Source organism: Spirosoma aerolatum (assembly GCF_002056795.1).
GTDB classification, from domain to species: Bacteria; Bacteroidota; Bacteroidia; order Cytophagales; family Spirosomataceae; genus Spirosoma; species Spirosoma aerolatum.
The window spans coordinates 5,831,002-5,846,064 of the sequence record NZ_CP020104.1; the positions used below are offsets into that span (position 1 = coordinate 5,831,002).

Consider the following 15,063-nt stretch of genomic DNA (forward strand, 5'->3'; position numbering starts at 1 on the left):
TCAGAGAATGTGAAATAATAATCTCCGAAGGACCCTCCTACGTTGGGGTGACAAAAAAGTAACTAGAACAAACGTTCAAACAAGCTTCCAACTAGTAATTGTTCGGCCGGTTTATAACTCGGAGTTCCGCTTCACTTTTTAGGAACTCGTTTCCCCGGCATATCACGCCCGTTCTGGTGAAGAATCAACTGGTCGATTTCACCTTTTTCATTTCGAACAAACGATACCTTGGCCTCCACCACTTTCAGATAAAATTTAGTCTTTGATTCAGGAAAAAGCTCGAACCGCTGCTGTCCGGTTGCCTGACCATATAACTGACTCCCCTCCCGCGTAATGACGATGGCAAAGGTGGGAGCCAGTTCATACGTACCCACATAGGATTCCAACGTAGCTTCATCCACAGTTGCATCTTTCGGCGCTTCAACGATTTCGCCTAACTCCTTCAGTTTCCCGATACCACCCGTATTACGTGGATTCAGTTCTAGTGATTTTTTATAGTCCCGGATAGCAGCTGCTTTATCGCCAAGTTTCATATAGGCTTCGCCCCGGCTGTCGTACACGTTATACGATTGCGGAAACGACTCTACGTTGAGCGTAAATACATGAATGGCCTGCTGTACTTTTCCCTCGCTTAGGAGTTCGTACCCAAGACCGTTCATCTCGTTCTCGCTCAAGCTGTAGGCTTTATCGGCCTTCAACGTCGTAAATGTGGTTCGTAATTTATCGAGCGGGTCGGTCAGAGCAGGTTGACGCAGGGCATCAGCAATGGGCTTTTTGGGTGCTTCAACTGGCTGATTATAGAGAATATTCAGGATATTTTTCCGAATGCTTCCCAGCGGAGCCCCGCCCGTATTATTCAGCAGCACAACCAGTTGTTTATCTTTAGGTATCCGGCTAATGATGGTGTTGAAGCCATTGATTCCCCCGGTGTGTTCAATCAGGAGCAGGCTATCTTTCAACGAGCCAATCTTCGTCTTGCTTACACCCCAGCCGTAAGCATAATGGCTCAGAAAGGGCGTAAACATTGTCTCTTTCGATTGAGCAGACAACAACTTATCGGTGTACAAGGCCTGATCCCAACGGTACAAATCCTCTACGGTAGAATACATTGACCCGGCCGCATAGGGAATAGTCATATCCAGATACGGAGCATTCACATAACGACCACCCCGTTTTTCATAACCCGATGCCCGCTTCGGAATAATCGGATCGGCCAGATCATAACCCGTATTCAGCATTTGCAGGGGTTTCAGAATAGCCTCCTGAAGCACCTCCGCATAGGATTTGCCGGTTACTTTCTCAATGATAACACCCAGCAGAAAATAGCCCGAGTTATCATACGAAAACGTCGAGCCGGGTTCAAATTCAAGCGGCATGTCGGAGAATTTCTTCACAAACGCATCGGGCGTGTATGGGTCCCGGCTCATCTTCTCAAAGAAATCAGGGAAACCTGTATAGCTTGGAATGCCCGATGTATGCGTCAACAGGTGATGAATCGTTACCTTATCGCCCGTCGCTTTGGGATAATCGGGTAGGTAATCCGTCACCTTCCCATCGAGCTTAATCTTGCCTTTTTCAACCAGTTGCATGATAAGCATCGACGTAAACTGCTTGGTGATGGAACCGAGCCGGAATTTGGTATCGGGCGTGTTGGAAATGTTCCACTCCATATTGGCCATCCCATAACCCTTTCTGAAAATTACCTTGCCCTGTTCAGCCACCAGTACCGTTCCGTTGAATTGACGATTGGCTACGTATTGCTGAATGAGCGCATCGATTTTATCGGCTTTCTGCTGCGCCAGGGCGGGTGAACTCACCAGAAAAAAACCTGCGATTAGTATTCGAATGAACATAGACGTAGCTTGCTGTTTCATACAATCAGGATGGTTATGTGAAGGTGTTGGCAAAATAGTCTTTTTATGGTTGCACATCTCTTGTAAGCTTCTTTTCCGGCAATAAAAAACCTGCTCTAACACATGATTAAAGCAGGTTTTATTTCTGTCAAAGCTATAGCTAGTGTGCCAGCAGCCAGTTTTCCCCTACACCGATGCCGGTTTCCATCCGAACGGCCATTGGAATAGCGTTTTTCATGATGTCGTCAACCCGAACGCTGAGGAACTCGATTTCGTCGCGGTGTGCATCGAACACCAATTCATCGTGTACGGTCAGAATCATTTTTGATTTCAAACGCTCCTGGAGCATGAACTCGTGTATCTGAATCATGGCAATCTTGAGCATGTCGGCAGCACTCCCCTGAATGGGCGCATTCACGGCATTTCGTTCGGCAAACATGCGGTCGGTCTGGTTGCGGGAATTAATGTCGCGCAGGTACCGCCGACGCCCCAGGATCGTTTCGGCATAGCCAAAACCGCGTGCTTTCTCGATACACTGGTCGATATAGGATTTTACCGCCGGAAACTCCGCAAAATAGTCGTCGATGATCTGGGCGGCTTCTCGACGGGGAATTTTCAACCGTTGCGACAAGCCGAATGATGATATGCCGTATATAATCCCGAAGTTAATTGTTTTGGCTTTCCGGCGCATATCGCTCGTCACCTCGGCCAGCCCTACATGGAAGACCTTGCTGGCCGTTTGGGTGTGAATATCAACACCGTTATTGAACGCATCGAGCATGGTTTTATCGCCACTGAAAGCCGCCATGATCCGCAACTCGATCTGCGAATAGTCGGCCGACATAATCAGAAACTCCGGCCCACGCGGCACAAACGCCTTCCGAATTTCCTGACCACGCGGGGTACGAATCGGAATATTTTGCAGGTTCGGATTTACCGATGATAGTCGTCCGGTAGCGGCTACGGCCTGATTGAAGGACGTATGAATCCGGCCTGTTCGTTTACTGATCAGCGTCGGCAACACATCGACGTAGGTATTTTTAAGCTTGATCAGTTCACGGTAGTCCAGAATCTTCCGGGCTATTTCATGCTCTACTTCCAGCTTCGACAGGATTTCTTCCCCCGTAGCATACTGGCCTGTTTTGGTCTTTTTGGCGTTCTTATCGAGCTTGAGCTTTTCAAACAGAACCTCACCCAACTGCTTCGGCGACCCGATGTTGAACGGTTCACCGGCAATCGTATAAATTTCCTGCTGCACCTGCCGCATGTCCGTTTCCAATGTGGCCGACAGTTCGGCGAGGGCGTTGGTATCAATGGTTACCCCTTCAAGTTCCAGATCGGTCAGGACCCGAACGAGTGGCATCTCTACCTGATCGAACAGTTTGTGTAAATTATCTTTTTCGAGCCGGGGGGCAAACGTTTCTTTCAGCTGGAGGGTAATGTCAGCGTCTTCAGCGGCATAGTCCACCACCTTCTGAATGTCTACATCGCGCATCGTCAATTGTCCTTTTCCTTTTTTACCAATTAATGACTCAATTTCGACCGGGCTGTAATTCAGGTAAGTCATAGCCATCATGTCCATATTATGGCGCATTTCAGGCTCTATGAGGTAGTGGGCTATCATTGTATCGAACAACTTACCCTGTACTTCCACACCGTACTTTTTCAACATCAGCAGGTCATACTTCAGATTTTGCCCAATCTTACTGATAGCGGGATTTTCCAGCACGGGTTTGAACTGATCGACAACAGCCTGTGCTTCGGCCCGGTCGTCGGGTACGGGTACGTAGAAGGCTTCGCCCGTCCGATAGGCAAATGACAATCCAACCAGATCGGCTTCAACGGGATCAATAGCCGTAGTTTCCGAATCGAAACAGATGCTTTCCTGAAGGTTCAGATAATGAACCAGACTCGCCCGCAGTTCAGGTGTATCGACCAGCCGATAATCATGTTTGACCGATAGAATCGTTTTACGGCGTTCGGGTTGGTTTTCGTCCAGTTCGTAGTCGGGATAAACGTCCAGATACGCTGGCTCTTCGGTCACTTCGGCACCCGGCCTGTCGTCCGTCGTGATCGTCTCCGTAACCGCTCCGGGAGAAGCTTCTGAAGCGGACGCAACGGGCACTTTTACTGGCGTCCGTTTACTTTTTTCTCCTCTCTCCTGTTTTGCGGGAGGGTTCGTGGATGCAGATTTGCCATCAAAATCAAACGGTAAATCGCCAGACCCCGACGGGTTCACTGCACTCATATTCGGAAACGGCAAGAACGCCGGAGAGGCATCACCTGGCGAATCGAACAGGTTCATCTGACCAGATTTACCGCTGGCTTTAAAAGCATCAGGCAGTGGCTTTTCGTCGTAGTCAGCACCAAGCAGCCGGGTTTTCATCTGCCTGAATTCCAGTTCATCGAGCAAAGCGGCCAAACGTGGCTTATCATATTCCGTATGCCGGAGTTTGTCTTCATCGAAATCGACCGGAACGTCCAGATGAATGGTTGCCAGTTGTTTCGACAGCAAGCCTTGCTGCGCAAAATTGACGACGTTCTCTTTCTGCTTTCCTTTCAGTTGGTCGGCACTGGCAATCAGATTTTCAATCGTACCGAAATCGGCAATGAGTTTTTGCGCTGTTTTTTCGCCAATCCCTGGAATACCCGGAATATTATCGACCGAATCGCCCATCAGGCCAAGCATATCCGTCACCTGCTCGATCCGTTCGATCTGCCAGCGCTCCAGCACCTCCTTAACGCCCAGCTTTTCGGCTGGCTTGCCCATGAAAGCCGGTTTGTAGATATGGACATGCTCTTCGACCAACTGACCGTAGTCTTTGTCGGGCGTCATCATATACACCTCAAAATCAGCCAGGGCCGCTTTCTTGGCGATGGTACCAATGATATCATCCGCTTCGTAACCTTCCAAAATCAGAATGGGGATGTGCATGGCCTCTACAATCCGTTTGATATAGGGCATGGCTACGCTGATATCCTCCGGCTGTGACTGACGAGTCGCTTTATACATCGGAAACTGTTCGTGCCGAAACGTCTTTTTAGGCGAATCGAAGGCAACGCCGATGTGGGTAGGTTTTTCTTTCGTCAGCACTTCAATCATAGCGTTCATAAATCCGAACACGGCTGACGTATTGACCCCTCGCGAAGAAATCCGTGGAGCTTTATTAAAGGCAAAATGAGCGCGGTAAATCAGGGCCAGCGCATCTAGTAAAAAGAGTTTTTTCTGTGGTTTAGCCATTCGATAGGAGTCACAAATCAATTCGCCAAAGGTCGAAAGACTTACCGACAATCACGCGCTTTCGAGTAAACAAATTGATGAATTCAGGAGAGATAGTACGTATCAATAAAACACCTTCCTGCGGGTTTTGATTCCTCCTCAATAGGGTTTAACCGCAACGGCACAGAGGGTTCGCAAAGACCACAAAGATAGATACTATTCTTCCTTGCAGCCTTTACGAACCCTCTGCGCCGTTGCGGTTAAACCCTCTACTGTGGCAACAACAGGCGATCAATGATATGCACCACGCCGTTGGTAGCCGTAATATCGGGGCCGGTAATGTTGGATGCCGTGCCTCCGTTACCTTTACCGGTTACGGTCAGGGCCGTTGTACTGATTCCTGCCGTGATCGTTCCACCTTGCAGGGTTGTCAGGCTGGAACCGTTGGTAATTAATGGCGTGTACGTACGACCGCCAATCAGGTGATAACTTAGAATATTGGTCAGGGCTGGAACAGTAGCCTTTGCAATAGCGGCCGAATCATAGCCCACAGCTTTAAAAGCCGCATCGGTAGGGGCAAATACCGTAATCGGCCCAGCGGCTGTTAGTGAGCTTACGGCCCCGGTTTTGGCAACAGCCGCCGTAAGCAATTTGAACGATGCTGAAGGTATTAACAACGGAATATTTTGAATCGTTGCTACTACGTTGCCAAAAGCAGGTGGTATTAGCACCCGATCAATCGCATACACAACACCGTTGCTAGCCTGGCCGTCGGCCTGTAACACATGCGCTCCATTAATCGAAATTGTGCTGGACGAGACGGATGTTGTAGTCGACGAAGCAGAGGTTACTCTTGACATGTAAACGGGTGCTCCAGCCAGGGTTTGCTGTGGGGTATTTACCCCTACTGCAAGATCAGTAGAGGCTAACCGAGTGCTTAGCACATGATATTGCAGGATGGTTTTTAGCAGATCTGTTGGGGCTGCATTAATGGCGTTGACATCGCTATATCCCAGCAATTTAAAGGCCGCATCGGTAGGGGCAAATACCGTATACGTGCCGGGTTGACTCAGCGTGGCATCAAAACCAGCTTTGGCTACAGCCGCTTTAAGCAAGGTAAACTGGCTGCCCGTGCTTATCAATTCATTGATGGTCGAAAGCGTTGGTAGATTGCTGTCGTCTTTTTTACAGGATGAAACGAAAATGGACAGAATGAGAGCAAAGATGCCTAGCAAGCCCCAGCTTCGCAGAATGGGTGCCTGACGATACGTGTGCATGATTGATTTTTGAATTGGTGAATATGATCAAAACAGGGTACTCGTATTCAAAGAACGACAATCCAATAGTTTTGTTTGGCAGCCCATCATCGATTATAACCGTTTTATAATTCCTTTGTACTACAGTAGTCATGCTCACTCATAACTCTTCGCTCCTGACTACTATTCACTAAAGAAAATAAAAATGCCTCAACCAAAATTTGCCCGCGAATCGATGACGGTCATGACCGAAATGGTCCTGCCCAATGATACCAACACGTTGAACAATCTGATGGGTGGGCGCCTGTTGCACTTCATGGACATTGCCGCAGCCATTGCGGCACAGAAACACTCCAATCGTATTGTGGTGACCGCTTCGGTCGACAACGTCTCTTTTTCGGAACCGATCCGGCTGGGCAACATCGTTACCATGAAAGCGCAGGTAACCCGTGCTTTCAGCTCATCGATGGAAGTATTTATCGAAGTATGGGCCGAAGACATTCCGGCGGGTATTCGGGTCAGTACCAATAGTGCTTTTTATACGTTCGTGGCTGTTGATCAGAGTGGCCGGCCGATTGAAGTACCTGCTGTGATCCCGGAAACCGACGATGAAAAATCCCGTTATGAAAGTGCACTCCGCCGACGGCAACTGCGGCTAGTCCTGGCCGGACGTATGAATCCACAGGACGCTACAGAATTAAGAGAATTTCTTAGAGTCTGAACCGGGATTAATTAGCTAGTTTTAGCGACTGCCAGGCAACCATTTGCCACTGCCCTCCTTTTTTTACATAGACCGATAGGTATCGGAGGTGGTTATTGATTTCGTTGCCATTGCTGGTCGCTTTGAGCAGGCATAGGCCATTAATAACGGCCGTATTGCCATAAATACGTGCATTTTGCTCTTCTATATCAATAGCGCGGTAAACCGTTTTCCCACTCCGAATCGACTCAACGAATGACGATTTGGTATCTGAAGCACCACTGGAGTGATTATATACCAAATCGTTGGCCAGTACTCGATCCAGAACTGTCAAATCCTTATCAATCTGGGCAGTAAATCGTTTTTTCTCGGTGTCGATAACAGCCTTTTCGTCGGCTGGTATCGATTTGGGAGAGGCCGTTGCCGCAGCCGATGACGCAACAGGAGCTTGTGCCCAGAGACCCTGACAGCAGATAGCCAGACAAAATGCTAAGATGTATTTCATGTCAAAGACTCGATCTATCGGTTAAAACGAATTGGTTCATTTCCCATCAAAGAACAGCCTTCTGCTATTCTACCGTTTTTGCCAGATCCATAAAAAAACCGGCCATTGGCCGGTTCACATGTTAGTATCACAAGGATCGATTAACTGATCATTTCATCGTACCCGTAATATCTCCTCGTTTAGTGAGTGTCACCCCGAGTTGTACGGTTTCGGCCGTTGTGTTCAACGTAAATGTTTTCTCTTTTACCACAAACTGCCCCTGCGCTACATACTGGGCATCGTAGGTTTTACCACCAAAGGCAAGCGGTTCGCTGGTTTTGTTCACAATCGTAAACGTATCGTTGGTCAATTCGGCCGCTAAAGTCTGTTTCGTGGCTCCATTGAAAAGCATGTCCAGCGTAACCTGATTAGCCTCCTGTGCTTTAGAGACAGTAATCTGTACCGTTCCTACTTCAGGGTCACCAGCAGGCAGCGTATTGTTGATGTACAGAGTTGATCGGTAGTTCCCGGTATATACACCCAGGTACTGATCGCGGGGATCGACAACATCAGTACCCCCATTTTTTTTACAGGATGTGGCCAGGAAACCAATAGCGAACAGCGCTATTAACGTAGTGCAAAAGGATCGAACGGCGTAGCGAGTAGCCATGATAATAAGATTATAGTGATGGGTTTGTTCACAGCTTTTCTATCAAACGCTGTGCCATGTTTTTTAGGTATAAAGAGGCCTAAAAAGTGTGAATGTACAGACAATTTCAAAATTATCGTATACAAGATTAACCGATTACCGGAGACGAATTAACTGCTACAGGTAGTTTCAATAGACATTTCTATACGATTAGTGTTATACTACTCAACACATCTGCATAGACATGAAAACGACTCTGCCCCTCCCCCTTTTTCTGGTAATCCTTCTGCTTACAGGCTGCCACAAAACAGATAATACGGACCCCCAAACGGCTGTTTGCCAACCGCCAACTACATTAGTAGCACAGGCCCCCTGCGAGAGCGGCTACCCAGGCGCTCTATTGATATCTTCTAATTATCAGGGCAATTCGTCAGGCCAGCTTATCTACGATATTTATGTTCAGAAAGACACGGTTTCTAATGACTTGACAAAAAGCACATACAAAAATGCGTCGAATGAGCGAATCATCATTTCCGAAACTATCCTCCAGAACGCCCCAAAGTTCGTGGTTCAGGTATCTATCAACTGCAATGGCAAAGACCGGCCATCCCAATTTTTTCCGTTTGTCAAACGACCTACTGCCAGTTCGGGCTGTTACGTCTGGGCCTTGCAGAAGCAATAAATTCAACGTATTTATTATTCCAACAGCTTATCGTTAATTCGCACGTTTTTGAGCGTAAGCCCCCAGACAATATGTTTGTCGATAGCGGCATTTTTGCTTTCTACCCTGAAATTCTCAAAAGTGAAGTTGGTCAGTTTGTCGTTTTCCGAGACCGCTACATCAAAGAACGTGTCACACGTCAATTCTATATTTTTCAGTGTTATATGATCAGAATACGAAAGGGGAATATCTTTTCGGCCCTGTAAATCAAAGAACTGTGTCCACGGCTTCGCGTATAAAAGGCTGTGTGCCTGGCCCTTTATGTTCTCTACGGTAATGTATTCATACAGTTGTGGTGTATCGGGCCGCATCTTGAGCCACAACACCCGGCTGGCTTCGCTGACATGGCAGTTGCGCATAATAATGTTCCGGTTATGAATGGCCTCACTGCCGCAGGTAAGGGCCGAATGGCAAAAGCCAAACTCACAGTCTTCTATGATAATATTGGTATTAGCCCCGTTGTTCGGTACCCGATCGGCCCAGGGACCTTTGCCGCCCTTGAGCGCAATCGCATCATCATTTACCGACATATAGCATCCTTTGATGAGCACATTGCTGCAAACATCAAGATCAATGGCATCAGTACTGGGGGCTTTTACAGGTTTGTAGGGCGAAAAAATGTGTACATCCAGTACTTTCACGTTCTGACACTGGTAGTAATGACTCGTCCAGAAACCCGCATTATGCAGTTTGACATCCTGTATCTGAACGTTATTGCATTTCCAGATAAATACCAGCCGAGGACGCGACACCTCCAGATTGGTACAATTCGGATTTTCTTTACGCCGGGCCCAGAAAGCTTCCCAGAAATGCAATCCATTACCATCGATCTTCCCTTTTCCTGAAATAGTAAAGCCATTCACCTGATAGGCATTGACCAGAGCGGCAAAGTAATCCAGACTTTGCCCTTCCATCCGGGACGGTAGCTTAGGGTAATCGGCAATGTTGTCGGAGCCTTTCAGTACTGCCCCGTCGGATAGGTACAAATGAGTTTTGGGCTTGAAGAACAGTGCCCCGCTCATAAATGTCCCTTTCGGTATCATCACGACGCCCCCTCCCCGCTGAGCGGCCGCATCAATGGCCTTCTGAATTGCTACCGTTTGAACCAGTGTACTATCTTGTTTTACCCCATAATCTGTAATAACATACACTTTCCCAAGTTGAGCCAGGGTCACTTTTTTTACCGTTCTGAACCAGTCATTAATGACTGTCCCATCCGGAAAAATCTCTTTTCCTGGCGCCTGGGCAACAGCCTGCCTAACGCCTATAATCGTAAAAGCAAGTGCAATAAGTAATCGTTTCATGGTAAATCCGTTCGGGTCGAAAGTTTTACGGCTAATCAACTGGCAAGTTGCAAAGCTTTACTGACTCATCCATCCTGCTCCTTCAGGTGTCTTATCGTAACATGGCTCAATGAATCTTATAAATGCGCGCTCCATGGAACCCGCCATATTTTCTATTTTTACCAACGCAACAAAATCAGTACATGCCATTGCCTATGACTAACTACCCTAACCTCTCTCCCACCGCTTTTTGGGATGTGGATATGCAGAAGCTGGATTATGAAACCAACGCCCGGTTTATTATTGAGAAGGTAATGAATTACGGACTCTGGGCAGATATCCTTGAAATCCTGCGCTATTACGGTCGTGATCGGATCAAAACTGAAGTCATACAAGCGGCTTATTTAAAGAAGAAAACCTTATCTTTTTGTTGCGCTATTTTTGATCTCAGCCCCCAACAGTTCCGATGCTACACCCGTCAACAGTCGAACCAGCTACCCTGGAATTATTAAAGCGGCTCATGACTCAGCCCTTTCTTGAACAGTTTGCCTTGGCCGGTGGCACAAATTTAGCTTTACGATTCGGCCACCGTCAGTCTATCGACTTCGACTTATTTACAAATCAATCGTTCTCGGAACAAGATATTTTTGGCGATCTATTAGCTACATTCCCAACCTTAATTAAAACAGATGAAGCCCGTAATACGCTCAGTTTGTTTATAGAAGGCGTTAAAGTTGATCTTCTGGCGCATCGTTATCCACTACTTAAGCCTTTCACATTCGATACCGGAATACGGCTATGGTCGGTTGAAGATGTTATTGCCATGAAGTTAGGGGCCGTTAGTGGACGAGGAGCAAAAAAGGATTTTTGGGATATAGCTGAACTGCTTAACCACTTCTCAATGACGGATATGCTTGAGCTTTTTGCTGCTAAATATCCAAATAGCGATCCTGGCTATGTTATTCGTTCATTGACCTATTTTGATGATGCAGAAATGCAAACAGACCCAGTAACCCTAAAAGCCATCACCTGGCCCCAGGTTAAACGGCAAGTCTTGAAAGCTGTCAGAGAGTTGATATAGTTATTGAAAGGTTTTTCATAATCAGCCGATTACCACAAATCCTCAAAAATCCCTAAGCTTATTTACCACTCTCCCCGCCGGATTGCCTATTTTTACCAAAGGAACAAAATCAGGTTCAATCCATAAATCTGATAAATCCGGGTTCAGACCTATGCAATTCTCACATCTCCACTGCCATACCCAATACTCCCTGCTCGATGGGCAGGCCGACATTAAAAAGCTGATTAAGAAGGCAAAAGCTGATAATATGCCTGCTGTGGCGATTACCGACCACGGCAATATGTTTGGGGTATTCGAATTCGTTGCGGAAGCCAGCAAGCAGGGCATTAAGCCTATTGTTGGGTGTGAATTTTATGTGGTAGACGACCATACGCGGAAACAGTTTACCAAAGAGCAGAAGGACATTCGTTACCACCAGTTGCTACTGGCTAAAAACCCGCAGGGCTACAAAAACCTGGCTAAACTTTGCTCGCTGGGTTACATGGAGGGACTCTACGGTAAATACCCGCGCGTAACGAAGGAACTGATCGATAAATACAAGGAAGGGCTCATTGCTACTACGTGTTGCATTGGGGCTATCGTGCCCAAGACTATCCTGAAAAAAGGCGAAGAAGCGGGCGAAGCCGAATTCAAATGGTGGCTCGACCGCTTTGGCGAAGACTACTACGTTGAGCTACAGCGACACGAGATTCCCGACCAGATTAAGGCCAATGAGGTACTAGTGAAGTTGGCCCGGAAGTACAATGTAAAAATCATTGCGTCGAACGATTCGCACTACGTAGACCGCGACGACTGGGTTGCTCACGATATTTTACTTTGCGTAAACACGGGCGAAAAACAGAGTACGCCGTCGATGAAGGAATTCAACGACGATGAAGCGATACCCAAAAATACCCGCTTTGCGTTCTTCTCCGATCAGTTCTATTTCAAGAACACGCAGGAGATGAGCACGTTGTTTCACGACCTGCCCGAAGCCATCGACAACACCAACGAAATTGTCGATAAGGTGGAAGTGCTGAAGCTCAAGCGGGATATTCTGCTGCCCAACTTCCCGATTCCTCAGGAGTTCCAGATCCATACCGACGACGTAGCGAACCAGTGGGAATACCTCAAGCACCTGACCTTTACCGGCGCGAAAGAGCGCTGGGGCGAAATTGACCAGAAAGCGCAAGAACGCCTTGACTTCGAATTGTTTACGATCAAGACAATGGGTTTCGCGGGCTACTTCCTCATCGTGGCCGACTTCATCAAAGCCGGGCGTGATCTGGGCGTGATGGTCGGACCAGGACGGGGTAGTGCGGCCGGAAGTGCCGTAGCCTATTGCATCGGCATTACCAATATCGACCCGATTAAATACGACCTGCTGTTCGAGCGATTCCTGAACCCTGACCGGAAATCTATGCCCGATATCGATACCGACTTTGACGATGAGGGTCGTCAACGGGTAATCGACTACGTAGTGGATAAATACGGCAAGCAGCAGGTGGCCGCTATCGTTACGTACGGTACCATGGCGGCCAAGTCGGCGATCAAAGACGTGAGTCGGGTCATGGATTTGCCTTTATCCGATGCCAACGCGCTGGCAAAACTCGTTCCCGATAAGCCAACGTATAACATGACCCTCCGACGGATTTTCGAAGATCCGATCGATGGGCCGGGTGGTCTGGCGGGTGTGATTCAGCCCGACGAGGTGGAGAATGTAAAGCGCATGCGGGCGCTCGAATCTGGCGATCAGTCGGTAGGGCGAGCCATGAAACTGATCGACACCGAGAAGGTCCAGAACGTACTGCAACAGGCGCGTCGCCTGGAAGGAACGGTTCGGAACACGGGTGTTCACGCGGCTGGTATCATCATCGCGCCTGATGATCTGTCAAACATCGTTCCCGTCTCGACATCGAAAGATACCAACCTGATTATCACCCAATATGAGGGGAAAGTTATTGAGGACGCGGGCGTTATCAAGATGGACTTTCTGGGGCTGCGCAACCTGACGATCATTAAGGAATGCCTGCGACTCATCAAGCAAAATCACGGTGGGCTGTTCGTCAACGGCGTCGAAACCGGCATTGATGATATTCCACTGGATGATCCGAAAGCGTACGAACTGTTCCAGCGGGGCGAAACCAACGCCATTTTCCAGTTCGAATCCGACGGGATGAAGAAGCACATGAAGGACCTGAAGCCCGACCGCTTCGAGGACCTCATTGCCATGAACGCGCTCTATCGGCCTGGTCCCATTCAGTACATTCCGAACTACATCAACCGCAAACATGGCCGGGAGGAAGTCAAATACGACCTCCCCGAAATGGCGGAATATCTGGCGGATACGTACGGCATTACGGTCTATCAGGAGCAATTGATGCTGCTGTCGCAGAAGCTGGGTAATTTTACCAAGGGCGATGCCGACGTACTGCGGAAAGCGATGGGTAAGAAAGACCGCGCAACGCTCGACAAGATGAAGGGCAAGTTCATGGAGGGCTGCGCGGCCAACAAACTGAACCTGAAGACCTGCGAGAAGGTCTGGACCGACTGGGAAGCGTTTGCGTCGTACGCGTTCAACAAATCGCACTCGACTTGCTACGCGTTCGTTGCCTACCAGACGGCATACCTCAAAACCTACTATAAATCCGAGTACATGGCGGCCGTCCTGACAAGCTGCCTGGGCAACATCGAAAAGATTACGTTCTTCCTCGAAGAGTGTAAAAACATCGGTATTCCCGTACTTGGCCCCGACGTCAACGAATCGGAGCGCGTATTTGGCGTGAACCAGAAAGGTGAAATTCGGTTTGGGCTGGGCGGTATCAAAGGGGCGGGTGATGCCGCCGTTGAGGCCATTATAGAAGAGCGCCAGGCGGGTGGTCCTTTCAAAGATATTTTCGACTTCGCGATCCGGGTCAACTTACGTACCGTCAACAAGAAAACCCTTGAATCGCTGGCCTACGCCGGTGCTTTCGATGCCCTGGACGAATACCACCGGGCGCAATATTTCGAGGTACCCCCTACCGAAACCAGCCCTTTCCTGGAAAAAATCATCCGGTATGCCAACAACTACCACGCCGAGAAAGCGGCTGCCCAGCAATCGTTATTTGGGGCATTGACGGGTGGAGAACCGATGTTGCCCCGCCCCAAAGCCCCAACAGTACCTGAATGGAACCAGATTGAAAAGCTGAAATTCGAGAAAGACGTGGTTGGTTTTTATATCACTGGCCACCCGCTCGATGAATTCAAACTCGAACTAGAAGGTTTTTGTAATTGTACGCTGGACAAGATTTTCGAGATTAAGTCGCCCGAAATCAAGGTAGCCGGCATTGTATCGTCGATGCAGACGAAGATCGCCAAAAACGGCAATCCGTTCTGTATTTTCAAGATCGAAGATTACAGTACCTCCGTCGAACTGGCTCTTTTCGGCGACGATTACGTGCGTATGGGGCAATATGTAGATGTGGGCCGTTTTCTGCACATCACCGGAAAAACGCAGAATCGCTGGAACTCCGAAAACCTGGAATTCAAAGCCACCAACATCCGGCTGCTGACCGAGATGCGAGAGAAATTCTGCAAAGAAGTCCGCGTATCGCTAACGCTGGACGCGGTAAACGCCCAGTTGATCAGTCAGATCAATGACCTGGTCAATGCTCACCCAGGCACTTGTTCATTGTCACTGAACGTAGTTGACCCGGTCGAACGGATCGAAGTGAGTCTACAGGCACGGACGCTAAAAGTGTTCCCAGCCAATACATTTATCCGGGCGCTGGAAGCCATGGACGGGGTCACCTGCAAGGTGGCGTAGGATTCGGAACTAATCGGACTGAAAACGGT

The 15,063-nt window shown here is 48.4% G+C and carries 11 protein-coding genes; 5 read left to right on the forward strand and 6 right to left on the reverse strand.

Annotated elements, in window-relative coordinates:
* Positions 1 to 131: 131 nt before the first annotated feature.
* The 3 genes from B5M13_RS24140 to B5M13_RS24150 all read right to left on the reverse strand — a co-directional run bounded on the left by B5M13_RS24140 (position 132) and on the right by B5M13_RS24150 (position 6,350).
* Positions 132 to 1,874 carry a serine hydrolase gene (locus tag B5M13_RS24140; RefSeq protein ID WP_080058104.1) on the reverse strand — a complete coding sequence of 581 codons (1,743 nt, stop codon included), beginning with the start codon at positions 1,872 to 1,874 and terminating at the stop codon, positions 132 to 134.
* 139 nt (positions 1,875 to 2,013) lie between these two features.
* Positions 2,014 to 5,094: a DNA polymerase I gene (gene polA, locus B5M13_RS24145; protein ID WP_080058105.1), complete on the reverse strand. Its 3,081-nt coding sequence runs from the start codon at positions 5,092 to 5,094 to the stop codon at positions 2,014 to 2,016.
* Between the two features lie 248 nt (positions 5,095 to 5,342).
* Positions 5,343 to 6,350, reverse strand: coding sequence for a fasciclin domain-containing protein (locus B5M13_RS24150; RefSeq protein ID WP_080058106.1), 1,008 nt, complete (start codon positions 6,348 to 6,350; stop codon positions 5,343 to 5,345).
* Between the two features lie 184 nt (positions 6,351 to 6,534).
* Between B5M13_RS24150 and B5M13_RS24155 the strand changes: the two genes are divergently transcribed.
* Positions 6,535 to 7,050, forward strand: a complete 516-nt coding sequence (locus tag B5M13_RS24155) for an acyl-CoA thioesterase (RefSeq protein ID WP_080058107.1) — start codon at positions 6,535 to 6,537, stop codon at positions 7,048 to 7,050.
* Between the two features lie 7 nt (positions 7,051 to 7,057).
* Here B5M13_RS24155 and B5M13_RS24160 read toward each other — a convergent pair whose 3' ends face one another.
* Together B5M13_RS24160 and B5M13_RS24165 are read right to left on the reverse strand one after the other, a co-directional pair.
* Positions 7,058 to 7,534: a nuclear transport factor 2 family protein gene (locus B5M13_RS24160; protein WP_080058108.1), complete on the reverse strand. Its 477-nt coding sequence runs from the start codon at positions 7,532 to 7,534 to the stop codon at positions 7,058 to 7,060.
* Between the two features lie 148 nt (positions 7,535 to 7,682).
* Entirely contained in the window at positions 7,683 to 8,183 is a 501-nt protein-coding gene (locus B5M13_RS24165) for a hypothetical protein (RefSeq protein ID WP_080058109.1), read from the reverse strand.
* Positions 8,184 to 8,406: 223 nt separating this feature from the next.
* Here B5M13_RS24165 and B5M13_RS24170 point away from each other — a divergent pair, with 223 nt between their 5' ends.
* The gene (locus B5M13_RS24170; RefSeq protein WP_080058110.1) at positions 8,407 to 8,844 is read left to right on the forward strand and encodes a hypothetical protein; all 438 of its coding nucleotides are present in this window, start codon (positions 8,407 to 8,409) and stop codon (positions 8,842 to 8,844) included.
* A gap of 14 nt (positions 8,845 to 8,858) precedes the next feature.
* Here the strand turns inward: B5M13_RS24170 and B5M13_RS24175 are convergent, their stop codons facing one another.
* Entirely contained in the window at positions 8,859 to 10,187 is a 1,329-nt protein-coding gene (locus tag B5M13_RS24175; RefSeq protein ID WP_080058111.1) for a rhamnogalacturonidase, read from the reverse strand.
* A 194-nt stretch (positions 10,188 to 10,381) separates the two neighbouring features.
* On the opposite strand from B5M13_RS24175, the gene B5M13_RS24180 reads away from it, so the two are divergent.
* The 3 genes from B5M13_RS24180 to dnaE all read left to right on the forward strand — a co-directional run bounded on the left by B5M13_RS24180 (position 10,382) and on the right by dnaE (position 15,034).
* Positions 10,382 to 10,678 carry a DUF6922 domain-containing protein gene (locus B5M13_RS24180; RefSeq protein ID WP_080058112.1) on the forward strand — a complete coding sequence of 99 codons (297 nt, stop codon included), beginning with the start codon at positions 10,382 to 10,384 and terminating at the stop codon, positions 10,676 to 10,678.
* A gap of 8 nt (positions 10,679 to 10,686) precedes the next feature.
* A complete protein-coding gene (locus tag B5M13_RS24185; protein WP_080058113.1) occupies positions 10,687 to 11,247 on the forward strand; it encodes a nucleotidyl transferase AbiEii/AbiGii toxin family protein in 561 nt (186 codons plus the stop codon).
* 151 nt (positions 11,248 to 11,398) lie between these two features.
* Positions 11,399 to 15,034: a DNA polymerase III subunit alpha gene (dnaE, locus tag B5M13_RS24190; protein WP_080058114.1), complete on the forward strand. Its 3,636-nt coding sequence runs from the start codon at positions 11,399 to 11,401 to the stop codon at positions 15,032 to 15,034.
* The last annotated feature ends 29 nt before the right edge of the window (positions 15,035 to 15,063 follow it).